At 58.1% G+C, this 23,674-nt stretch carries 19 protein-coding genes, 1 tRNA gene and 1 pseudogene; 13 read left to right on the top strand and 8 right to left on the bottom strand.

The genetic code is table 11. From position 1 onward, the window contains the following. Positions 1 to 85: 85 nt before the first annotated feature. Positions 86 to 1,274 (bottom strand): annotated as a pseudogene (locus AC27VJ_RS13795) (sigma-54-dependent transcriptional regulator); the annotation flags it as partial. A 170-nt stretch (positions 1,275 to 1,444) separates the two neighbouring features. Between AC27VJ_RS13795 and AC27VJ_RS13790 the strand changes: the two are divergent. Both AC27VJ_RS13790 and AC27VJ_RS13785 read left to right on the top strand, forming a co-directional pair. After that, positions 1,445 to 3,289, top strand: a complete 1,845-nt coding sequence (locus tag AC27VJ_RS13790; RefSeq protein WP_488684512.1) for a M3 family oligoendopeptidase — start codon at positions 1,445 to 1,447, stop codon at positions 3,287 to 3,289. 83 nt (positions 3,290 to 3,372) lie between these two features. After that, positions 3,373 to 4,008 (top strand): aminotransferase class IV family protein, encoded by a 636-nt coding sequence (locus AC27VJ_RS13785; protein ID WP_488684511.1) that lies wholly within the window; start codon positions 3,373 to 3,375, stop codon positions 4,006 to 4,008. 224 nt (positions 4,009 to 4,232) lie between these two features. Here the strand turns inward: AC27VJ_RS13785 and AC27VJ_RS13780 are convergent, their stop codons facing one another. Further along, entirely contained in the window at positions 4,233 to 5,141 is a 909-nt protein-coding gene (locus tag AC27VJ_RS13780) for a sensor domain-containing diguanylate cyclase (RefSeq protein ID WP_488684510.1), read from the bottom strand. Between the two features lie 242 nt (positions 5,142 to 5,383). Between AC27VJ_RS13780 and AC27VJ_RS13775 the strand changes: the two genes are divergently transcribed. The 7 genes from AC27VJ_RS13775 to AC27VJ_RS13745 all read left to right on the top strand — a co-directional run bounded on the left by AC27VJ_RS13775 (position 5,384) and on the right by AC27VJ_RS13745 (position 13,215). Next, entirely contained in the window at positions 5,384 to 6,832 is a 1,449-nt protein-coding gene (locus AC27VJ_RS13775; RefSeq protein ID WP_488684509.1) for a homospermidine synthase, read from the top strand. A 179-nt stretch (positions 6,833 to 7,011) separates the two neighbouring features. Beyond that, positions 7,012 to 7,383, top strand: a complete 372-nt coding sequence (gene omp10 / locus AC27VJ_RS13770) for an outer membrane lipoprotein Omp10 (RefSeq protein WP_113089432.1) — start codon at positions 7,012 to 7,014, stop codon at positions 7,381 to 7,383. A 208-nt stretch (positions 7,384 to 7,591) separates the two neighbouring features. Then, complete coding sequence (locus AC27VJ_RS13765) at positions 7,592 to 9,550, top strand: 5'-nucleotidase C-terminal domain-containing protein (protein ID WP_488684508.1); 1,959 nt, start codon at positions 7,592 to 7,594, stop codon at positions 9,548 to 9,550. 454 nt (positions 9,551 to 10,004) lie between these two features. Continuing rightward, on the top strand, positions 10,005 to 11,054 hold the full coding sequence (gene hemH, locus AC27VJ_RS13760) for a ferrochelatase (protein WP_488684507.1): 1,050 nt from the start codon (positions 10,005 to 10,007) through the stop codon (positions 11,052 to 11,054). Between the two features lie 44 nt (positions 11,055 to 11,098). Next, positions 11,099 to 12,163 (top strand): SPFH domain-containing protein, encoded by a 1,065-nt coding sequence (locus tag AC27VJ_RS13755; protein ID WP_488684506.1) that lies wholly within the window; start codon positions 11,099 to 11,101, stop codon positions 12,161 to 12,163. A gap of 1 nt (position 12,164) precedes the next feature. Continuing rightward, positions 12,165 to 12,629 (top strand): NfeD family protein, encoded by a 465-nt coding sequence (locus tag AC27VJ_RS13750; protein WP_488684505.1) that lies wholly within the window; start codon positions 12,165 to 12,167, stop codon positions 12,627 to 12,629. Between the two features lie 184 nt (positions 12,630 to 12,813). Continuing rightward, positions 12,814 to 13,215 (top strand): acyl-CoA thioesterase, encoded by a 402-nt coding sequence (locus tag AC27VJ_RS13745; RefSeq protein WP_113089386.1) that lies wholly within the window; start codon positions 12,814 to 12,816, stop codon positions 13,213 to 13,215. 52 nt (positions 13,216 to 13,267) lie between these two features. On the opposite strand, the gene AC27VJ_RS13740 is transcribed toward AC27VJ_RS13745, so the two are convergent. The 5 genes from AC27VJ_RS13740 to cpdR all read right to left on the bottom strand — a co-directional run bounded on the left by AC27VJ_RS13740 (position 13,268) and on the right by cpdR (position 15,391). Further along, positions 13,268 to 13,573: a HigA family addiction module antitoxin gene (locus tag AC27VJ_RS13740; protein WP_488684504.1), complete on the bottom strand. Its 306-nt coding sequence runs from the start codon at positions 13,571 to 13,573 to the stop codon at positions 13,268 to 13,270. Between the two features lie 11 nt (positions 13,574 to 13,584). Next, complete coding sequence (locus AC27VJ_RS13735; protein WP_488684503.1) at positions 13,585 to 13,866, bottom strand: type II toxin-antitoxin system RelE/ParE family toxin; 282 nt, start codon at positions 13,864 to 13,866, stop codon at positions 13,585 to 13,587. 107 nt (positions 13,867 to 13,973) lie between these two features. Continuing rightward, positions 13,974 to 14,642, bottom strand: coding sequence for an outer membrane protein (locus tag AC27VJ_RS13730; RefSeq protein ID WP_488684502.1), 669 nt, complete (start codon positions 14,640 to 14,642; stop codon positions 13,974 to 13,976). Between the two features lie 230 nt (positions 14,643 to 14,872). Continuing rightward, positions 14,873 to 14,947, bottom strand: a tRNA-Val gene (locus AC27VJ_RS13725). Positions 14,948 to 15,028: 81 nt separating this feature from the next. Next, positions 15,029 to 15,391, bottom strand: coding sequence for a cell cycle two-component system response regulator CpdR (gene cpdR / locus AC27VJ_RS13720; RefSeq protein WP_027675545.1), 363 nt, complete (start codon positions 15,389 to 15,391; stop codon positions 15,029 to 15,031). Between the two features lie 181 nt (positions 15,392 to 15,572). Here cpdR and AC27VJ_RS13715 point away from each other — a divergent pair, with 181 nt between their 5' ends. The 3 genes from AC27VJ_RS13715 (at position 15,573) to AC27VJ_RS13705 (ending at position 18,324) form a co-directional block, all read left to right on the top strand. Further along, a complete protein-coding gene (locus AC27VJ_RS13715) occupies positions 15,573 to 16,457 on the top strand; it encodes an N-formylglutamate amidohydrolase (protein ID WP_488684501.1) in 885 nt (294 codons plus the stop codon). 334 nt (positions 16,458 to 16,791) lie between these two features. Further along, positions 16,792 to 17,568, top strand: coding sequence for a histidinol-phosphatase (gene hisN, locus AC27VJ_RS13710; protein WP_488684500.1), 777 nt, complete (start codon positions 16,792 to 16,794; stop codon positions 17,566 to 17,568). Between the two features lie 570 nt (positions 17,569 to 18,138). Then, positions 18,139 to 18,324 carry a hypothetical protein gene (locus AC27VJ_RS13705; protein ID WP_488684499.1) on the top strand — a complete coding sequence of 62 codons (186 nt, stop codon included), beginning with the start codon at positions 18,139 to 18,141 and terminating at the stop codon, positions 18,322 to 18,324. 3 nt (positions 18,325 to 18,327) lie between these two features. On the opposite strand, the gene AC27VJ_RS13700 is transcribed toward AC27VJ_RS13705, so the two are convergent. Continuing rightward, positions 18,328 to 20,088 carry an ABC transporter ATP-binding protein/permease gene (locus AC27VJ_RS13700; RefSeq protein ID WP_488684689.1) on the bottom strand — a complete coding sequence of 587 codons (1,761 nt, stop codon included), beginning with the start codon at positions 20,086 to 20,088 and terminating at the stop codon, positions 18,328 to 18,330. Between the two features lie 256 nt (positions 20,089 to 20,344). Here AC27VJ_RS13700 and AC27VJ_RS13695 point away from each other — a divergent pair, with 256 nt between their 5' ends. Next, entirely contained in the window at positions 20,345 to 23,674 is a 3,330-nt protein-coding gene (locus AC27VJ_RS13695) for a transglutaminase family protein (RefSeq protein ID WP_488684498.1), read from the top strand.

The following is a 23,674-nucleotide window of genomic DNA, read 5'->3' as shown; positions in this document are numbered from 1 at the left end:
CTGCTTTCAACAGGCGGTGGCGCGACCAAAAGCGAACGCTCGGTTGGGCGATGCTGGACTTCATGGTCGGCAACGTCACCGGCAAATTCCGGCACCTGAAGCGCGATCTGCGGGAAGTCCGTTTCGCTGAGTTCATCGCCCTGCGCCAGAACGACGGCGCGGAACACCGCATTTTCCAGCTGGCGAATATTGCCCGGCCAGTCATAAGCGGTCAGCAAGGCCAGCGCACCGGCGCTGACGCCCAGCGCATGCGGCAATTTCTGCTCGACGGAGAAACGTTCTGCAAATACGCGCGCGAGATAGGGAATGTCTTCCTTGCGGCGGCGCAGAGCCGGAATGGTAATGGGGAAGACGTTGAGGCGATAATAAAGGTCTTCGCGGAAACGACCTTCCTTCACCTCTTCGATCAAATCCTTGTTGGTGGCCGAAATCAGCCGCACATTGACCTTCTGGACCTTGGCAGACCCCACGGTCTCGATCTCGCCCTGCTGCACGGCGCGCAGAAGCTTGACCTGCACCTCAAGCGGCAGATCTCCGATCTCATCGAGAAACAGCGTGCCGCCATCGGCTTCCATGAATTTGCCGATGTGCTTTTCCGTCGCACCGGTAAAGGCACCCTTTTCATGGCCGAAGAGAATGCTTTCGACCAGATTGTGAGGGATTGCCCCGCAATTGACGGTGATGAAAGGCTTGCCCGCACGGTCGCTGCCGGACTGGATGGCACGCGCGATCATTTCCTTACCGACGCCGGATTCCCCTTCCAGCACCACGGGAATGTTCGATTGCGCCGCCCGCTGCGCCAGTTCGATGACCCGCAGCATGGCGGGGCTTGCCGAAACGATATCGGTGAAATTGACGGCGTGGTTGCGCGAGCGTCGTCCCGTGCGGGCTTTCGCCTCACGCTGGTCGAGTTTCAGCGCATTGGAAATGGCAGCGCCAATACGCTCCGGCGACACGGGCTTGACCACGAAATCGAAGGCACCTGCGCGCATGGCCTGCACCACCGTATCGATGCCGCCCTGCCCCGTCTGTACGATGACAGGGACATCCGTTCCCAGCTCTCCAACGGCTTTCAAAAAGGACAGACCGTCCATTTCCGGCATCATCAGATCAAGGACGATCACGCTGATATCGCCACTGTGCTGTTTCAAGAGCTCCAGCCCCACCCGGCCATTTTCAGCAAGGATCGGGTGGTGTCCATAACGCTCCACCGCTTGTTTAAGCAGGCGGCGCTGAACTGGATCGTCATCGATAACGAGTACTTGCGCTGTCATGTCAGGCTCCGGTTTCCGGTTTATGGACCTGCTTCATGCAGGCCTTTGAGCCGAATGTGACACGGAAGGCTTGAACATCCAGTTTTGAGATTTGCTTGCATTTTAAGCATTGCCACGGGAAACACAGCCCCCATATGCTTGGGCAAAGAGATAAAGAGGAAAAGCCTGACATGACCTTGAAGACATCGATCCCCCTGCCCGCCTTTTCGACCGATAGCGCAGGGGCTGCCGCCCTCGGTGACCTCCCGACATGGAAGCTGTCCGACCTCTACCCCTCCGCGGATTCATCCGAATACAAGCAGGCACTGGAAAAAGCGGCCAGCGATGCAAAGGCTTTTGAGGCGAAGTGGAAGGGCAAGCTGGAAGCCGCCGCCAAGCTTTCCGGTGATCAGGGTCTCGGGGCCGCGCTGAAGGAATATGAAGCGCTGGATGACCTTCTCGGCCGCATCGGCTCTTTCGCAGGCCTCACCTATTTCTCCGACACGTCCAATCCGGCCAATGGCAAGATTTACGGTGATGCCCAGTCGAAACTGACGGAGATGTCGGCGCATCTCCTGTTTTTCGCTCTTGAACTGAACCGCATTGATGATGCGACCATCGACGCCGCCATCGCCAATGATGCCCTGACCGGCCACTACAAGCCGTGGCTCGTGGATTTGCGCAAGGACAAGCCGCACCAGCTGGATGACAGCCTGGAGCAGCTGTTCCTCGAAAAATCCATGACCAGTGCCGCCGCTTTCAATCGTCTCTTCGATGAGACCATGACGGATTTGCGCTTCGAGCTGGATGGCAAGAGCCTTGCGCTGGAAGAAACGCTCAATCTCCTTCAGGACCCCGACCCGGAGACCCGCGAAAAGGCAGCGCAGGCGCTGAGCGCGACCTTCAAGGACAATCTGCGCGTCTTTACGCTGATCACCAACACGCTGGCCAAGGACAAGGAAATCTCCGACCGCTGGCGCAAGTTCGAAGACATTGCCGACAGCCGCCATCTGGCCAATCGCGTCGAGCGCGAAGTGGTGGATGCGCTGGCGCAGGCTGTTACCGAAGCCTATCCGCGCCTGTCTCATCGCTATTACAAGATGAAAGCCAAGTGGCTCGGCATGGAGCAGATGAACTATTGGGACCGCAACGCGCCGCTGCCCGATACGTCCAATGCCGTCATTCCATGGGAAGACGCAAAGGATACGGTGCTTTCAGCCTATGGCGATTTCGCCCCCGAAATGGCCGATATCGCCCGCCGCTTCTTCGATGAGGAGTGGATCGATGCCCCCGCCCGTCCCGGCAAGGCGCCCGGCGCATTCGCGCATCCCACGGTACCGTCCGCACATCCCTATGTGCTGGTCAATTATCTCGGCAAGCCACGGGACGTTATGACGCTGGCGCATGAGCTTGGCCACGGCGTGCATCAGGTTCTGGCCGGTGGACAGGGCGCGCTGATGTGCGCAACGCCGCTGACGCTTGCCGAAACCGCATCGGTTTTCGGCGAAATGCTGACCTTCCGCAAGCTTCTGGATGGCACCAGTGACGGCAAAGAACGCAAGGCGATGCTGGCCCGCAAGGTCGAAGACATGATCAATACGGTCGTGCGCCAGATTGCCTTTTACGAATTCGAGCGCAAGGTCCACACGGCCCGCAAAGACGGTGAGTTGACCGCGGAGCAGATCGGCGAGCTGTGGCTGTCGGTTCAGGAAGAGAGCCTCGGCCCGGCGATCAAGATTTCCGAAGGTTATGAAAGCTGGTGGACCTATATCCCCCACTTCATCCATTCGCCCTTCTATGTCTACGCCTATGCCTTTGGCGATTGCCTAGTGAACTCGCTCTATGCGGTCTACCAGAATGCCGATAGCGGCTTTCAGGACAAATATTTCGAGCTTCTCAAGGCAGGCGGCACCAAGCACCACTCCGAATTGCTGAAGCCTTTCGGCCTCGATGCGACCGACCCCTCCTTCTGGAGCAAGGGTCTGTCGATGATCGAGGGATTGATCGACGAGCTGGAAGCACTCGATAAAGAATAAAAAAACGGCGAGGCTCCCATTTCGGACAAGCTTCGCCGGTTCTTATGCCTCACCTTACGTGAATCGCATGATGGACGCTGACCATGAAACGCAAACCCGCTGATCTGACATTGAGGGAAACGTTGCGCTGGGAACCGGGCACCGGTTTTCAGCGGCTGGAGCAGCACATGCGCCGCCTGCTGCGCTCTGCGGACGCACTCGGTTTTCGCGCACCCGCAGATACGGTCAAGGCGCTAAAAGCTGCGATCAGCGGCGACGCGCCGATGACCGTGCGGGTGGTGATGAACTACAAGGGCGAACTCGACATCACCTCTGAGCCTTTCGTGCCCCTGTGTGATGGCGCGGTCTGGCGGGTGAAGATCGCGGAAAAGACCCGTCTGGATTCCAGCGACACCTTCTACCGCCACAAATCGTCCCGTCGCGAACCTTACGAAGCCGCCCGTGCCGAATTCTCCACCACGGAAGCGGACGAGGTTCTGCTGCTGAACGAACGCGGCGAAATCTGCGAAGGCTCGACCACAAGCGTTTTTGTGGAAGGTGCCGAAGGCCAGCTTCTGACACCACCCCTCGACAGCGGCATCCTCCCCGGCGTCCTGCGCGCCGACCTTATTCGTGAGCGCAAGGCGCGCGGACAGGCGCTGAAGCTAGCAGACTTGGCGGGTAGAAAGCTGTTTGTTGGCAATTCGCTGCATGGGTTGGTGGCTGCGGAGTTGGTTTGAGGCGGGTCTTGTAGAGGGCACTGGGTGTGGCTTACCCCCCCTCTGCCCTGCCGGGCATCTCCCCCACAGGTGGGGAGATCGACTCGCAGCGACCCCTCAATCACCTTTGACGTTGAGATTGAAGGAATGCCAGCGCGCCCAGCATATCTCCCTCCTTGTGGGGGAGATGTCCGGCAGGACAGAGGGGGGTGAGCCACACCCACAACCGCCCAACATCCCGCCTATTACTCCAACACCCACTCCACCCGAGCCCGTCCCCGCTGCTTCGCCTCGTAAAGCGCACGGTCGGCCCGCTGGTAAAGCTCGCTGGCGCTTTCCCCGCAACGGAACAGCGAAAGCCCCGCCGAGCAGCTGTAGGAAAAATCCGCGGCGCCCGGAAATGGGCAGGACGTCCGCACCTTCTCCAATAGCCGTTCCACGATACCGATGCACTCCGAAAGGATCGTGCGCGGCATGATGAGGACGAATTCCTCGCCGCCGACGCGCCCGAAGGTGTCGGAACGGCGGATGGTGGAATGGGCGATCTTGACGAAATCGCGCAGCACCGTATCGCCACCTTGATGGCCAAAACGGTCATTGATGCTTTTGAAGAAGTCGATATCCATCACGCAGAGCCCGAACGAGCTTTCAATGCCCTTCTGGACATTTTCGATCTGAACGCCGAGCTTGGTGAAGACGAAACGGCGGTTGGCGGTTCCGGTCAGCTCATCCGTTTGTGCTGCGCGTAGGGCAATGTCGCGGTCCTGCCGCAGGCTGCGCTGGTTTTGCCTGAGCGCCGTGATGTCGTTGCCCACGCACAGCATCCAACCATCGTCCTGCACGGTTTCGGTCATCCAGATCCAGCGACCGTCATGCATGTCGAGTTCCAGCCCGCGAAAAGGCAGCTTGCCGCGACGCGACTGCGCCGACAGGAACCAAGCCTCGAAATCCGTGGTGGTGATGATCAGGCCTTTGCGGTCATTATAATTGGCGCGGATGATTTCCGCCCATGTGGGGAACGCATCATCGCTGAGATTGAAGGCCTGGCGGAAGGCGCGGTTGGCGTGGCGAAGCCTGTCGTCCGTGTCGTAAAGGGCGATAAAAACAGGCGTCATGTCCTGCAGCGCAATGACGCGCTCTATAAGACTATCCAAACTGGCAGTCTCCTGACGCACGATATCTGCCCCCCTAAAACACGAACACAACTTCTGATCCGCATCATTATAGTTGATGAATTGGAAATGCGTAGTCCGAAGCTATACCGATGATTTTATGATGAAGCGGGGTGGATCGGTTTACCTTTCTCACAGTCTTCATACGCCCGTCATCCGGCTACCCTTTATTGTTGAGGCCTAATCATCTAGCTTAAGCCTTGTCTTCAAAGAGGAAATTGAGAATGACGGAAGTTGAATACCCGATTTACGGCGAAATTACCGGTCCCATCATCATGATCGGTTTCGGCTCCATCGGGCGCGGTACGCTTCCGTTGATCGAAAGGCACTTCAAGTTCGACCTGTCGCGACTGGTCGTCATCGATCCGCGTGAGGATATTGCCGAATATCTGGATGGCCGCGGCATTCGCCACATCCGCGCGCATCTGACCAAGGATAACTACAAGGACGTTCTGAAACCGCTCGTCAAGAATGTCGAGGGACAGGGCTTCTGCGTCAATCTTTCCGTGGATGCCTCCTCGGTCGATCTGATGAAGCTGTGCCGCAAATATGGCATGCTCTACATCGATACGGTGGTGGAGCCATGGCCGGGCTTTTATTTCGATACCGATGCCGACAATGCCGCGCGAACCAATTATGCGCTGCGCGAAACCATGCTGAAGGAAAAGGCCAAGCGCCCCGGTGGCACGACGGCGGTTTCCACCTGCGGTGCCAATCCCGGCATGGTCTCCTGGTTCGTCAAGCAGGCCCTCGTCAATCTGGCCAAGGACACCAATCTTGAATTCGATGAACCGGCCGCCGATGATCGCGAAGGCTGGGCAAAGCTGATGCAGACGCTGGGCGTCAAGGGCGTACACATCGCCGAGCGTGACACCCAGCGCGCCAAGGATCCCAAACCTTTCAACACCTTCTGGAATACATGGTCGGTGGAAGGCTTCATTGCCGAAGGTCTGCAACCGGCAGAACTCGGCTGGGGCAGCCATGAAAAATGGATGCCGAAAAACGCGAAGAAGCAGAAAAAAGGCACCAAGGCCGCGATTTTTCTCGACCAGCCCGGCGCCAGCACCCGCGTGCGCACATGGTGCCCGACACTTGGTGCCCAGTACGGCCTGCTGGTCACGCATAATGAAGCGATTTCGATTTCGGATTACTTCACCGTGCGCGACAAGCGCGGCCATGTGGAGTTCCGCCCCACCTGCCATTATGCCTACCATCCCTGCAACGACGCGGTTCTGTCGCTCTATGAGATGTTCGGCAATGGCGGCATTGCCCAGCCCGTGCAGCATGTTCTGACCGAAAGCGAACTGACCGATGGCGCAGACGAACTCGGCGTCCTGCTTTATGGCCATGAGAAGAATGCCTATTGGTATGGCTCACGCCTGACACTGGAAGAGGCACGCAAGCTCGCGCCCGACCAGAATGCCACCGGCCTTCAGGTCTCCTCGGCTGTGCTATCGGGCATGGTCTGGGCTCTGGAAAATCCGCAAGCCGGCATCGTTGAAGCCGACGAGCTGGATTACCGCCGCTGCCTCAACATTCAGCGCCGCTATCTCGGCCCGGTCGAAGGACATTATACCGACTGGACACCACTGGACGGCAGGCCGGGTCTGTTCCCTGAGGATATCGACACGGACGATCCTTGGCAGTTCCGCAACATTCTGGTTCGCGGATAAGCGACGTTCGATCTCGCAAACCGGCCCCGGACAACTCTCTGGTGCCGGTTTGCAACGCCGTCACTTTAGTCGGACACGCCTGGAACCGGTGCATAGAGGTCGTCGTTCGCTTGCAATAAAGCCAACTTCAATCCATGGTCTTTTTCGAAGATCGAGAAGAATCGCAGGAGACAGACAAGATGAATTTCAAGACAGGCGCCGCCTTGGTTCTGGCCGCAATTGCTGCCTCTTCGTGCGCTCCTTCCGCGCCATCGCCGCGCCCCATGGCATCCGCCATGCCGCAGGGCCCGGCTGTAGATGGCCGCTGGGTAGACAAGAACGGCATCGTCTCGACATTCCAGGCGGGCGCATTCTCCACCCGCTCCACGGATAGCAACACGCTGCTGGCGTCCGGCACTTACGTCACCATTTCGCCGACGCTGTACGAGATCAACATGACATCGCTGGTGCGCAACACCCAGTCGCGCGTCAACTGCGCGCTCATCTCCCGTTCGCAGCTGAATTGCACCACCGATACCAACAGCCAGTTCACGCTGACGCGTCAGGGCTGATTGCGTTTCAGCCGAACGGTTCCTGTTTATTTCAACGCGCGCGTGCAGCGCGCGTTTTTTATTTGCACAACCCTGTCATAATTCTACTTGCGGCAGATGCCGCGAGATGAAAACATCGCCTTTGAACCACTGTCATGATTTCGCAGTAGCTATGGCGGCAGGACGAGCCTCCCGGCTTCGTATTGGGTAAAACAGGAGAGATAAGACGATGAACAGGATTTTGAGATTTGGCCTGATGACCGCTTCGGTCCTTTCGCTTTCGGCTGGTGCGGCTCTGGCTGATTACCAACTCAATATTCTCCACATCAACGATCTGCATTCGCGCATCGAAGCGATCAACAAATTCGACTCGACCTGCTCTGCTGCGGAAGCCGGAAAGAACGAGTGCTTCGGCGGCATCGCCCGCTTGAAAAGCGCCATTGACGCGCGCCGTACCGAACTGGGAACAAATGCCAATATCCTCGTTCTGGATGCCGGCGACCAGTTTCAGGGCTCGCTGTTTTACACCCAGTACAAGAGCGGCCCGGTTGCCGAATTCATGAACGGCATCGGCTTTGACGCCATGGCCATCGGCAACCACGAATTCGATGATGGCCCGGCAGAACTGCTCAAGCTCATCAACGCCGTCAAGTTCCCGATCATTTCCGGCAACACCAAGGTTGCGGACGGCTCCGAGCTGAAAGACAAGTTCAAAGGCTACATCATCAAGGACATGGGCGGCCAGAAGGTTGCCGTCGTTTCCGTGCTGGCAACCGACACCAACGAAACCTCTTCGCCCGGCGACAAGGTGACGTTTGAAGACGAAATCGAGTATCTCAAGGGTGCCGTTAAGGAAATTCAGGATCAGGGCGTCAACAAGATCGTCGTGCTGTCGCATGTCGGCTACGTCAAGGATCAGGAAATCGCCCGCTCCGTTGATGGTATCGACGTCATCGTCGGCGGACACAGCCACACGCTGCTCTCCAGCACCGATCCGAAGGCTGCTGGCCCTTACCCCACGCTGGTCAAGAACCCATCCGGCGTCGACGTGCCAATCGTCACAGCCTATGCCTATTCCAAATATCTCGGCGATCTGACCGTTACCTTCGATGATAACGGCGTGGTCAAGTCCACCAGCGGCGCACCGAAGCTGCTCGACGCCTCCGTGACGCCTGACGAAGGCTTCACCAAGCGCGTGGCTGAACTGGCCGCCCCGCTGGAGGAGATGAAGAAGAAGGAAATCGGCGTCAGCGAAGCTGCCATCGATGGCTCGCGTGAAGTGTGCCGCGCCAAGGAATGCACCATGGGTAACCTGGTGTCCGACGCGCTTCTCGACCGCGTGAAGGATCAGGGCATCACCATCGCCATCCAGAATGGCGGCGGCTTGCGTGCCTCCATCGACGCCGGTCCGGTGACCATGGGCGAAGTGCTGACGGTTCTACCGTTCCAGAACTCCGTCGCTACGTTCCAGATCAAGGGCGTCGATCTCGTCGCAGCCCTTGAAAATGGTGCCAGCCAGATCGAAGAAGGCGCAGGCCGCTTCGTGCAGACGGCTGGCCTGAAATACAGCTTCGACCGCTCCAAACCAGCGGGCAGCCGTATCGTCTCCGTCGAGGTCAAGGAAGGCGACAACTTCGTCAAGCTCGACCCTGAAAAGACCTACGGCGTCGTCACCAACAACTACACCCGCACCGGCGGCGATGGCTTCAAGACCTTCGCAACCAAGGCCATCAACCCTTACGACTTCGGACCAAGCCTTGAAGACGCTGTAGCCGCCTATATCGGCGCAAACAGCCCCTACAAGCCCTACACCGATGGCCGCGTGACGGATGTGACCCCAGCCGACTACGTGGCACCTCCGAAGGAAGCCAAGCCAGCAACGCCTGCCCCGGCAACGACGGCGCAGGCTCCTGCAAACGCAACGCCTCCAGCCGCCACCGCACCTGCTGCTCCGGCCCCAGCCGCAACGGCCCCAGCTTCCCCAGCACCGGCAACCACCACCTCGGCCCCTGCCACGACACCAGCCGCCGCTGGGAAATACGTGGTTGCACGCGGTGACTCGCTCTGGAAAATCGCTGCCGAGAAATACGGCAACGGCGCTGAGTGGAAGAAGATTGCCGAGGCCAACGCGCTGAAGCGTCCAAACCATATCGAAGTTGGTGAAGAGCTGAACGTTCCGGCGAAGTAATCGTTCAACATCACTCTATCGAAGCCTGCTCGGTGACGGGCTTCGATAGAAGACTTCATTTTTGATCGCCGGAGCATAATTGCCGTTTGCAGCAGAGGTCAGTGGGTGTGGCTCACCCCCCTCTGTCCTGCCGGACATCTCCCCCTCAAGGGGGGAGATCGATATGCCGCAAGGTTGCGGCCATCTTCAGCATCGATCGTTTTAGCGAAGGTCTCTCGCCTTGCCGATCTCCCCCCTTGAGGGGGAGATGTCCGGCAGGACAGAGGGGGGTGGGCCACGCAGACTGACCTTTGCTGCATCACCATATCACTCAGCCATCACCACGCGTTGAAATGCCGCGCAGGTTCTATCAAAAATCAATTCAGATTGGCGGATCAATGCTCTACAAGTTGATCCATGACACATGTGCGGACGTAGAGCCACGCGCACCCCTTAGAGATTTCAGGACGATTTTATGATCGCAGATAACGCCACACTTCAGCCAGCGCATTTCCCCGCAGATCACCCGAAGGTCGCCTTTGGCAAGGTCGGCGTTCTCCTCGTTAATCTTGGCACGCCCGATGGCACGGACTACAAGTCGATGCGCCGTTATCTGGCGGAGTTTTTGAGCGACAAGCGGGTGATCGAGTGGTCGCGGCTGTTCTGGTATCCGATTCTCTACGGCATCGTGCTGAACAAGCGCCCGCAGAAGGTCGGCAAGGCCTATGAGGAAATCTGGAACCACGAGCTGAACGAAAGCTATCTGCGCACCTACACCCGCAATCAGGGCGAGGCGCTTGGCAAGATGCTGACCGACTTGCCGAACGTGGTGGTGGACTGGGGCATGCGCTATGGCAAGCCGAGCATTGCCGAACGCATGGACGCGCTGAAGGCGCAGGGTTGCGAAAAAATCCTGCTGTTTCCGCTTTACCCGCAATATGCGGCGGCAACCACGGCCACCGTCAACGACAAGGCCTTCGAATATCTAATGAAGCAGCGCTGGCAGCCTGCGCTTCGCACCGTGCCGCCCTATCATGATGACGAGACCTATATCGATGCCCTCGCCAACTCCGTGAAGAGCCATCTGGCGACGCTGGACTGGGAACCGGAAAAAATCATCGCCTCCTTCCACGGCATTCCGCAATCCTACTTCAAGAAGGGCGATCCCTATCACTGCCAGTGCATGAAGACAGGTCGTCTGCTGCGCGAGAAACTCGGGCTGGACAAAGACCGTTTCATGATCACCTTCCAGTCCCGTTTCGGGCCGGAAGAATGGTTGCAGCCCTACACCGACAAGACGGTGGAACGACTGGCCAAGGAAGGCGTCAAGCGCATAGCGGTAATGAATCCGGGCTTCGTTTCCGACTGTCTGGAAACACTGGAAGAAATCGCGGGCGAGGCTGGTGAAATCTTTCACCACAACGGTGGCGAGAAGTTTTCACATATACCTTGCTTGAACGATAGCTCAGAGGGTATGCGGGTTCTCGAAAAGGTTGTACGCAGGGAGTTGCAGGGCTGGGTCTAAAACCCACCCCATATAGTACCTAACAATGCATGAGGGAGATTGGGATGATTGATCTGGGTGGTTTCGACATTGTCGTCATAGTCGTGGTGGGCCTCGTCATTCTGACGCTGTTTGCCGGTATCAAGACGGTTCCGCAGGGTTATCGTTACACGGTCGAACGCTTCGGACGCTACACCCGTACTCTCGAACCCGGCCTTAACATCATCGTTCCATTCATCGAAAGCATCGGAACGCGCATGAATGTTATGGAGCAGGTGCTGGATATTTCACGCCAGGAAGTCATCACCCGCGATAACGCCAGCGTCACCGCAGATGCCGTTGCCTTCTATCAGGTGCTGAACGCAGCGCAGGCCGCCTATCAGATTTCCAATCTGGAAAATGCCATCCAGAACCTGACCATGACCAACATTCGCTCTGTCATGGGCTCTATGGATCTCGATGAGCTTCTCTCCAACCGTGATGCCATCAATGAGCGCCTCCTGCGTGTTGTCGACGAGGCGGTGGGGCCTTGGGGCATCAAAGTCACCCGCATTGAGATCAAGGATATAGCACCGCCAAAGGATCTCGTGGAATCCATGGGCCGCCAGATGAAGGCGGAACGAGAGAAACGTGCACAGGTTCTGGAAGCGGAAGGCTCGCGCGCCGCACAGATCCTGCGCGCCGAAGGTGCCAAGCAATCCGCCATTCTCGAGGCCGAAGGCCAGCGCGAAGCCGCCTTCCGCGACGCCGAGGCGCGCGAACGTCTGGCGGAAGCCGAAGCCAATGCCACGCGCATGGTGTCTGAGGCCATCGCAGCCGGTGACATCCACGCTATCAATTACTTCATCGCGCAAAAATACACCGAAGCCATGGCGCAGATCGGCACTGCGAAGAATTCCAAAATCGTGCTGATGCCGATGGAAGCGTCCTCGCTGATTGGTTCGCTCGGCGGTATCGGCGCCATCGCCAAGGAGGTCTTCGGCAGAGGTGGCGATGCGACCTCAGCGCCGGAAGCACCTGCCGCCGCAAGGAAGCGCAGCTCCGTTCCGCCCTCATCCAGCCGCCCCGGCGGCCAGACCATCAATGTGACGATCCCCAACAATCCGTTCGCTTCATCCTCGGAGAAGTAAGATGATTGCAAGGCTCGTCACCGATCTTGGCCCCTGGAGCTGGTGGATTCTGGCCGCCATTCTGCTGGCAGCGGAACTCGTCGCCCCCGGCGTGTTCCTCATCTGGATCGGAGCCGCCGCCCTCGTCATCGGTGCCATCTCGCTGGCGCTCTGGAACACGGCACTCTGGAGCTGGCAGTTGCAGCTCCTGCTGTTTGCCCTGCTCTCCGTCGTCTTTGCGCTTCTTGGCCGCCGATATTACGGCCAGGATCATGCCAAGAGCGACGAACCCTTCCTCAACCAGCGCGAAGCCAGCCTCATTGGCCGCACAGCCACGCTGCAGGAGCCAATTACCGAAGGTCGTGGTCGCATCAAGCTGGATGACACATGGTGGCCTGTCCAAGGCGAAGACGCACCTGCCGGTGCCCGCGTGCGCATCTCATCTGCTCACGGCCGCACCCTGACAGTGGAGCAAGTGCCGAACTGATAAAAGGTGGGCTCCCTGCCTAACGCTTTTGCAATCGGTTGGCTTTTATAGAATATCGCCACGTCATGCTGCACTGCACCATGCAACTGGCGCATCTCATATCTTCCGGAAAATCAATGCTGATTTCGCTGTCGATGCTGTAAGCATTCCCTATTGCCAGCGACACAGACAAAGGTTTTCAACAATGGAATTGCAGCCACCCGCAGATATGGAACTGACCCTGCGCACTCTCGCCATGCCCGCCGATGCCAACCCGGCAGGCGATATTTTTGGTGGATGGGTCATGTCGCAGATGGACTTGGCAGCCTTCGTGCGCGCCAATGATGTCGCGGGCGGACGCACCGTCACGGTCGCCGTCAACGAAATCGTCTTCAAGAAACCGGTGAAGATCGGCGACACGCTCTGCGTCTACACCCGCATCGAAAAAGTCGGACGCACCTCCATCACCCTCAAAATAGAAGCCTGGACCCGCCGCCACTCCCAACAATCCCGCGACAAGGTCACGGAAGCGGTTTTCATCATGGTCGCGGTGGATGATGCCGGCAACCCAAGAGCGGTGCAGGGTGAGGCCTCAAAGGTCGCGTAATCTGCTGTCAATTCCGCCAGCGCATTCGCCCGCACGCCCGTTGTGACGGTAATTACGAAGCTGACGCGATATCGATTTCTGAAATCTTGTCGAGCGTGTCTTTCAGATGTGTGGCTTCGATCTTCAAATCATAGCTCGCCTGCATGTTCATCCAGAACTCTGGCGAGGTCTTGAAGACCTTGGCCAAGCGAAGCGCGGTGTCTGGTGTCACCGAAGCCTGTTCTGTTGCCAACCGCTCGATACGAGTGCGCGGCACATTCAGCTTTCTGGCAAGCGCGCCCGCACTCATTCCGAGCGGAACGAGATATTCTTCACGAAGAATTTCGCCGGGATGGGCCGGGGCTAAAATATTGGTCATGTCAGCTCCCTTCAGTGATAGTCCACGATTTCGACATCGTCAGCGCCGCCGTCCTTCCAGACGAAGCATATGCGCCACTGGTCGTTGATCCGAATTGAATGCTGCCCCACACGGGTGCCCTTTAATGCCTCCAGCCTATTGCCAGGCGGGGAACGAAGGTCTTCCAAATCGTGAGCCGCATTGAGCATTGTCAGTTTGCGTATGGAGACTTTCACGATATCCGCAGGAAAGCCTTTGAGTACCTTTCCGCCCGCCACCGCCTCGGTCATCGCATCCTTGAAAGATCGGATCAAATCAGACCTCTTTGTCAGGAATGTATCATAACGCGATACACGTCGCCGTCAAGAAAAAATGTATCGCCGCAAGATACATATCGCCAGGCAGCGCCCCTTAACGTTGCCTAGAACTTCACACCCAAACCAACGCGCACGGCGTGCTGGTCGATATCGCCATTCAGCAAAGGATTGATCGGGCCGTAATCGTAGTTCTTGTCGCCGAAGTCGGTGTAGCGGTATTCGATACGGCCGAAAATCATGTCGGTGAAGGCGTAATCCACGCCGGCGCCGACCGTGTAGCCGTTGAAGGTTTCCTTGTTTTTCGGGAAGCCCGGCGTGACCAGATAACCGCGTCCAACAGCCCAGCCTGCCGTGCCGTAAACCAGCGCCCGGTCGAATGCGTAACCAACGCGGCCACGGACGGAGCCCTGCCAGTCCAGTCCATACTCGTAGTGGTCTGGCGCGAGAATGGTCAGAGTGCCATCGCCCCAGTTGCCGTCGAAATCGCCTTCCACGCCAAGGACCCAATTGTTGCTCAGCTGGTGGTTATAGCCCGCAAACGCACCCAGAACGCCGCCATTGAAATTGGCTTCCAGCGGTGTTCCCGCGATGATGCCGGAAATGTCCTGATTATCCCAGGCATATCCGCCCTGCACACCGGCGGTGAAGCCCGTCCATGAGAATGCCTGCCCGGAAATCGCCACGGGCGCCTGCGGTGCCTCATAGACCGCATCCGCAGCCATGGCGGTGGACGCGGTCAGGATAAAAGCTGCGGCAATGACGATTTTTCTCATTTCGGGCACCTTGGTTGTGTGGTTGCCATAGGTACTCCAACCAAGGAAAAAAGCTGTAGCACCGCCGCAACAAGCCAAAAGATTGCTGAAAATTTAAGCCGCGCTCAGCCAGCGCCGGAGAGTGCATTTCGGTGCTGTATGGCCCGCAAAAAAGATGGATGGCACGTCGAGCCAAAAAGCAAAAAAGCCTCGCGATTTTCTCGCAAGGCTTTGATACTTAAGAATTCGGATGGTGGGCGTGACAGGGATTGAACCTGTGACCCCTACGATGTCAACGTAGTGCTCTCCCGCTGAGCTACACGCCCTCCGTTGCGGCGCATAAATCACGAAACCGGATGAAGCGTCAACTGCTTTTTTGCGGTTTTGTGAAAGCTTTTTTACAAGCCTTACGCCACAAGGAGTTTGTTCACTTCATCGACGAGATCGCGCAGGTGGAAAGGCTTGGAAAGCACCTTCGCATCCTTCGGCGCCTTCGAATCAGCATTCAGCGCCACGGCTGCGAAGCCGGTGATGAACATAACCTTGAGGTCCGGGTCGAGCTCGGTGGCGCGGCGCGCAAGCTCGATGCCGTCCATTTCCGGCATGACGATATCGGTGAGGAGAAGCGAAAAAGGCTCTTCACGAAGACGGTCATAGGCGCTTGCGCCGTTATCGAAGGAGGAAACCTTGTATCCGGCTTTCTCCAGCGCCTTCACGAGAAAGCGTCGCATGTCATTGTCATCTTCAGCGAGAAGAATTTTCTGTACCATTTAAGTGACCGTAACTTCTGATTTATTGGAATACCTTATCCCGATCATACCGCATTTTCAGTAAATATCATGTGAACGGTAGAATCATGACTCGGGCGACTGGTGCGCAGTATGGACTTGCTCTGCCTTAACTGGCAACATGATGCTTCTGGCAGAATTATGACATGGTAAACGGGGCGGAATGGACTGGGTTACGGGCGAGTACGAACTCTTCGAAGTGCACGAACCAGCCGTTCACAGCATTCCGTTCGTGTATAACTCCCCCCATAGCGGTCGCTGTTATCCGGTTTCCTTCCTCGAATCATCGCGCCTGAGCTCCTACGAAATCCGCCGCTCGGAAGACCATTATGTCGATGAGCTGTTTTCCAGCGCGGTCGATATCGGCGCACCCCTGCTCAAAGCCAATTTTCCGCGCGCCTATCTGGATGTGAACCGCGAGCCTTACGAGCTTGATCCGCGCATGTTCGATGGCGCCTTGCCATCTTATGCCAATATCGGCTCCATGCGCGTGGCGGGCGGGCTTGGCACCGTGCCGCGTATCGTGGCCGAGAATATGGATATCTACGCCCACCGTCTTCCGGTGGACGAGGGGCTGAACCGCATCGAAAACATCTACAAGCCGTATCATGCCTGCCTGCGAAAGCTCATTTCTCGCACCCACGCCAATTTCGGCATGGCAGTTTTGATCGACTGCCATTCCATGCCCGGCAATATCCGCCTTGCCAGTTCCAACATCCGGCCCGATATCATCATTGGCGATCGTTACGGCACCAGCGCCTCGGCGGAAATCTCCCGCGCGGCCCTGCATTTTCTCGAAGAACTCGGCTTTACCGCCGTCTGCAACAAGCCCTATGCCGGGGGCTTCATCACCGAACATTACGGCCGCCCCATCCGCTCGCTGCACGCCTTGCAGATCGAGATCAGCCGGGCGCTTTATGTGGATGAGAAAACGCTTCTGAAGACGCCGGAATTTTACGCCGTGCAATCCGCGCTGGACACGTTCATGCGCCAGCTGTCGATGTTCGTATCCGAATATGCCACCGACATGGCCTTCGCCGCCGAATAACACCCACTGAAATGATGAGACGAACACACCGCAGCTACGCTTGCGGGCAAAAAAAACCGCGCCTTGGCGCGGTCAAGTCTAGGGAGGAAACACCCAAGGAGGGTATTTACAGTCAAAGACTGTGACATGAAGCTACGACGACAATGCTCATTTGTCAATCATTTTTGTTATTGCCTATAATTTGCTCAATTTTTGTCAATCTGCCTGATATTCGCGCGACGTTCATAAAAATCTGCATTTGTTTTGGCTTTTCATATCTCCTGCACATAGCGAGTGGACGAAGTTGCCTGAAGCGCGCTATGTCCTTTTGGGATTTTAGAATGGTGAGGTTTTGATGCTGCCCGATCGCGATTTCTTCTTTCGTCTTGCCGATGCCGCAAAGGCAGAGACCCTGCCCCGCTTCCGCAGCGGTGTGGCCGTCGCCAACAAGCAGGCTGGCGGGTATGATCCCGTCACAGAGGGCGATCAGGCCGCTGAAACGGCCATCCGCGCGCTGATCACCGACCGCTTCCCGGACCACGGCATTCTGGGCGAAGAACATGGCAGTGTCGGAACCGATCGCGAGCATGTCTGGGTCATCGACCCCATCGATGGCACCCGCGCCTTTATATCCGGCGTACCCGTCTGGGGCACCTTGATCGGCTTCCAGTCCTCTGGCCGCGCCGTCATGGGCGTCATGGATCAGCCATTTACGGGCGAGCGTTATTTTGCCGATGGCGAGAAAGCCTGGTATTTCGGCCCCGGCGGCGACAGGCAGATCAGCACGCGCAACTGCGAGACCCTGTCCGACGCAATCCTCTTCACCACCTCGCCGCACATCTTCACCACCGAAGAAGCCGAGCGCTATCACACGGTCGAGCAACAGGTGCGCCTGTTCCGCTACGGTGTGGATTGCTACGCCTATGCCCTGCTGGCGGGCGGCCATGTCGATCTCGTCATCGAGTCCGGACTGAAGCCCTATGATGTTGGCGCGCTCATTCCCATCATCGAGCAGGCCGGTGGCGTCATCACCAACTGGGAAGGCGGCAGACCGGAAGCCGCAGGCCGCATTCTGGCAGCTGGCAGCAAGGCCATTCACGAACAGGCGCTGGCCATTCTCTCGGGCCTTTAGAGCGCTTCCTTGTTAAATGGAAACAGTTCTGTTGGTTCAAACGGGATCGACTGCTTGTCCGGACGGCGCGTGCCGTAGCCTCAGCATACGGCCAAGCCGTCCGGGCAAGCAGACGGCCCGTTTCAACCAACCCGAAGGGCCGGGCATATTTCCGCCAGGGCTAAGGCGATCGGCTTGACCGTACCTTTGGGTATGCCCTTCGCCGATCGCCTTAGCCCTGACGAAAATCTGCTCCGGCAGAACGTTTCCATTTAACAAGGAAGCGCTCTAAGCCGCACCCCAGACAAACGAACAAGACATCACGGCGCGTTGCGATCCATCCAGATCGCTGCGCGCCTTAGTTGTTTTTAATGGGCGAGATTAGCTCGTCCAACCCGCCTGTGCCGAACACAGACACAGGGCGACCTCCCCTTACGTCAGGATAAATGCTGGAAAACATATTCGTCTTCCAGGCAATGCTACACGCACCCGCAAAGAATAGCACGTGAGCTTAAGTGTTGGTTAACCATACTGCGGCACTCTGACGTTGAATTCTTTCATCTTCATATACTGATATAAGCGAGGACCGCTATGGCATATGACTGGAGTGGGAATACCGTCAAACAGCAGCGCGATGACTGGGTCGTCATCGTTGCCATCGTGGCACTGGCGCTGTTCATCACCATCATGCCGCTCGCCATGATGCACAGCGCACCACCGGCAAGCATCATCGAAACAACGGCGACCCACATCAACCCTGCGCCGTTGAAAACCTGACGATTAGGATTTGACCAGATCCAGATGCAGCACCCGTGGTGACAGCACCTGCAAAATGGTCTCGGACCGGCCAATATAGACAATCGCCGTGTCCTTCATGCCCGCAAGCACTGCCGCCAGCCTATCGACGGTTTCCGTCTCCAGACCTTCCAGCAGATCGTCGATGAACAGCCAGCGCGGCTTCAGCAACAGCGCGTTGGCAACCCGCACGCAGGCCTGCTCGTCGGAATCGAATTTCTTGTCCCAGCGAATATTGTCTTCCATGCGCGGAATGATGTGGCCAAGGCCACATTGCTCCATGGCGTCGAGAAACTCCTGTTCCTTGAATTTCTGCGGGCTGCGTGGATAGGAGAGAATTTCCCGCAACGGCGCCGCCGGTAAATAGCCGTGCTGGGCAATGAACAGTGTTTCCTCGCGGGGCGGCATGGTGATGTTACCGCGACCCCAGGGCCACAGCCCGGCAATGGCTGCGAAAAACAGCCGCCGGTTCACGCCCTGATCGCCATTGACCATCAGCCGGTCCCCGACATTGATCTCAACCGGCGCCTCGCGCAGGCGGAAGATGCGCGACATATCCTGCCCGCCTGCCTCGGGGCAGATCTCCACCGCAGTCAGCTTGATGGGGCCGGATGCGGTTTTTTCGATGTCGATGGCATTGCCGTGCCGCTCCACGCTATCCATCTGGATCAGCGCGTTGCGAAACACCGAGACGCGCTGCAAGGTGGCTTTCCAGCTGGCGATGGGCCCAAAATTGTCGATGTACCAGCGCAGGGCGACATTGACCTGGTTGAAGGCACCGACGGCCATCATCAACCCGCCGAAACTCAGATTTCCAGAGAAATAGACCGGAGCGGCAATGAGAATGGGCGCAACGATGGCCAGCCAGCCATAACCGGATGAAACCCAAGTGAGATGCGTCAGCGCCATGGCAAGGCCACGGATGACACCCAGCACCGCATTGATATCCTCGCCAATGCGGTGGCGTTCGTTTTTCTCGCCACGCGCCAGCGTGATCGCCGTCAGGTTTTCACTCGCCCGCATCAGCGAGAAGCGCAGTTCCGCTTCCTTGGAATAGCGTTCCGCATTCAGCGGCACCAAGCGGTAACCCACGAGGTTGCTCAGCAGCGAGGCCGAGCCCGCATAGATCAGCGCCGCCCAGACCATATAGCCCGGTATCGCCACCATCTTGCCACCGATTTCGATGGCAAATCCCGCAGATAGTCCCCACAGCACACCGATGAAGCTGACAAGCAGAATGGTGGCATTGACGAGACCGATGGCGAGCGCCGTGCTGCTTTCGGCCAGATTGCGCACATCATCATGCAGACGCTGATCGGGGTTGACGGCAATGGCGCCGAAGCCCGCAAGCCTTGCGGCACGGCCAGGCTTGAACCACTCGTCCACCATGTCCTTTGCCAAGCCTTCGCGCATGTTCAGCGCCGTCATCTGGTTCAGCCATGTCTGGAAGACGTTGAGCAGCAGCAGCGAGCCCGCAATCATCGCAAAGACTTCAAGCTGGTGTAGAAACGAGTTCAGATCACGCCGCTCCAGCGCATTGTAGAAAGGCGCGTTCCACTCGTTCAGTTTGACCTGCCCGTAAGCGGTGACCAGAATGATGGTCAGCAGGGCGCACATCAACAGAATGAGCTTGCCGCGAACGCGCGAGGTCCAAAACGCACTGCCCATCATGCCCAGTTGCGATCTGAACGTCAGATCGAAAGACGGGTAATTGATCGTCTCTGTGGACAGATTACCTTGCGCCATCAGTACCTTGCCATTTCCTGAAATTCCGAAATCCGGGCCTTTGCGCAGGCAACGGTGATTTGCACCCGCGCTCACAGCAATAGCATTCCGTTGAAGCTTGTCCACCAGCGACGCGAAACCCGCAAAACGCCACCCGTTCGAATGCGAAGGGGGCTTGAAATGTTCCTTGCTTTATTCGCGTGCATTGCACAAAGTCGCAGCAATAAAAGAGGGGCGGCACCATCCGCGCAAACCGGAAAACCGGGCAAGGGAACGCATGTCTATCAAAGCCAGCATCTATCATCTGACGCATTACAAATACGACAGACCGATCCGCCTTGGACCGCAGATCATACGATTGAAGCCTGCGCCGCATTCCCGCACCCATGTCATCAGCCATTCGCTGAAGGTGACGCCCGCAAACCACTTCGTGAATTTGCAACAGGACCCCTACGGCAATTTTCTGGCGCGTTACGTCTTTCCCGACCCTGTCACCGAGTTCAGAATAGAGGTCGATCTCGTCGCGGATATGACGGTCTATAATCCGTTCGATTTCTTCGTGGAAGAAAGCGCCATTGCATGGCCCTTCGAATATCCGGAAACGCTGAAAGACGATCTGTCGATTTACAAGACGCCAGAACCAGCAGGCCCTTTGCTGTCGGCCTTTCTGCAAACCATCGACAGAACGCAGGGCCAGCCGACCGTCGATATGGTCGTTGGTCTCAATGCCCGCCTGCAAAGCGAAATCGGCTATGTCATCCGTATGGAAACCGGTGTGCAGACACCGGAGGAAACGCTGGGAACCGCCAGAGGCTCGTGCCGCGATAGCAGTTGGCTGCTGGTGCAGATCCTGCGCCATCTCGGCTTTGCCGCCCGCTTCGTGTCGGGCTATCTCATCCAGCTGACGCCGGACCTCAAGGCGCTCGACGGCCCTTCGGGAACCGAGGTCGATTTCACCGATCTGCACGCCTGGGCGGAAGTCTATCTGCCGGGTGCGGGCTGGGTGGGTCTTGATCCGACCTCCGGGCTTCTGACCGGCGAAAGCCATGTGCCGCTTGCTGCAACGCCGCATTTCAGCAATGCCGCCCCCATTTCCGGCGGTTATTACGGTGAGGCCAACACCGAATTCGCCTTCGACATGAAGGTCACCCGCGTGGCTGAACACCCGCGCATCACCAAGCCCTTTTCCGATGAAAGCTGGGATCGCCTCAATGCGCTCGGCGAACAAGTGGACAAAGTTCTGGCGCAGCAGGACGTGCGCCTCACCATGGGTGGCGAGCCGACTTTCGTCTCCATCGATGATTTCGAATCAGGCGAATGGAACACCGATGCCGTTGGCCCGACCAAGCGCGAAAAGGCTGATGTGCTGATCCGCAAGCTGCGTGAGCGCTTCGCTCCCAACGGCTTTCTGCATTACGGTCAGGGCAAGTGGTATCCCGGCGAAAGCCTGCCGCGCTGGACCTTCTCGCTCTATTGGCGCAAGGACGGCCAGTCAGTCTGGCACAATCCCGATCTGGTGGCTCGCGAAGGCGTCGATACGGGCGTGACGTCGGAAGATGCCGAAAAGCTTCTGACCAACATCGCCTCAAACATCGGCATCGCGCCGGAACTGGTGCTGCCCGCTTACGAAGACCCGGCAGAATGGCTGATCAAGGAAGGCAATCTGCCGGACAATGTCGACCCGTCCAATTCCAAGCTGAAAGACCCGGAAGAGCGCAACCGCATCGCCCGTGTGTTCGAGCGCGGTCTCACGACACCAACCGGCTATGTCCTGCCGGTACAGGCGTGGAATGCCAAGGCCACATCCGAAAAGCGCTGGATGAGTGAAAAGTGGAAGACCCGGCGCGGCCGCATCTTCCTTGTGCCCGGCGACAGCCCGGTGGGTTACCGCATTCCGCTCGGCACCCTGCCCCATGTTCCGCCGTCGAAATTCCCCTATATCCACCCGGCGGACCCGTCTGTTCCGCGTGGACCGCTGCCAGACGCCATGGCACCATCCGCACGCGTGTTGCCCGAAGCGTCGTTTCAGGCGTCCGATGGTGCCACGCAGGAGCGCATCGAACAGTCCATCAGCGACATCAACGGCGAAGTCCGCACAGCCATGTCTGTGGAAGCACGGGATGGACGTCTCTGCGTCTTCATGCCGCCGGTGGAGCGCATCGAGGACTATCTCGATCTCGTCGCCGCTGCCGAAGCTGCCGCCACCGATCTCGGCCTGCCCGTCCATATCGAGGGCTACACCCCGCCGCATGACGAGCGCATGAATGTCATCCGCGTCGCGCCCGATCCCGGCGTCATCGAAGTCAACATCCACCCGGCGGCGAGCTGGAAGGATTGCGTCGATATCACCACCGCCGTTTACGAAGACGCGCGCCAGACCCGGCTGGGTGCCGACAAATTCATGATCGACGGTCGCCACACCGGCACCGGCGGCGGCAACCATGTGGTGGTGGGCGGGGCCAACCCCAATGACAGCCCATTCCTGCGCCGTCCCGACCTGTTGAAGAGCCTTGTACTGCACTGGCAGCGCCACCCGTCGCTGTCCTACCTCTTCTCCGGCCTGTTCATCGGCCCGACAAGCCAGGCGCCGCGCATCGATGAAGCCCGTCATGACAGCATGTATGAGCTGGAAATCGCCATGGCGCAGGTGCCGATGCCGGGTGAAGGCGCACCGCCGCTGCCATGGCTGGTGGACCGCCTGTTCCGCAATCTGCTGACGGATGTTACCGGCAACACCCACCGCTCGGAAATCTGCATCGACAAGCTCTTCTCGCCAGATGGCCCAACGGGTCGCCTCGGCCTCGTGGAATTCCGCGGTTTTGAAATGCCGCCGAATGCCCGCATGTCTCTGGCCCAGCAATTGCTGGTGCGCGCCATCATCGCCCGCTTCTGGAAGAACCCTGTCGGCGGCAAATTCGTGCGCTGGGGTACTGCGCTGGCAGACCGCTTCATGCTACCGCATTACATCTGGGCCGATTTCCTCGATGTGTTGGCCGACCTAAAAGACAATGGTTTCGATGTGAAGCCGGAATGGTTTGCGGCGCAGCTAGAGTTCCGCTTCCCCTTCTTCGGCGAGGTCGAATATGAGGGCTCGAAGCTGGAGCTTCGTCAGGCGCTGGAGCCTTGGCATGTGATGGGCGAACAGGGTGCCATCGGCGGCACCGTGCGTTATGTGGATAGTTCGGTCGAGCGTTTGCAGGTGCGTCTGGAAACCTCCAACCCGTCCCGCTACACCGTGGCCTGCAACGGTCGCGCCGTGCCGATGAAGCAGACCGATGATTCGGGCGTCTCGGTTGCCGGTGTGCGCTTCAAGGCATGGCAGCCGTCGCAGGGTCTGCACCCGGCTTTGCCGGTCAACACTCCGTTGACCTTCGACATTTATGATACATGGTCGAACCGATCGATCGGCGGCTGCATCTATCATGTTGCCCATCCGGGCGGTCGCACCTATGAGACGTTCCCGGTCAATGGAAACGAAGCGGAAGCCAGACGGCTTGCCCGTTTCGAGCCCTGGGGACATACCGCCGGTCAGTATACGCTGTGGCCGGAAGCAGCGTCGCCGGAGTTTCCGCTGACGCTTGATTTGAGACGCCCGCAGGGAGTGTGA

It is taken from the genome of Agrobacterium sp. 20P9.1.2 (assembly GCF_057799395.1).
This window is presented reverse-complemented; position numbering and strand designations above follow the sequence as displayed.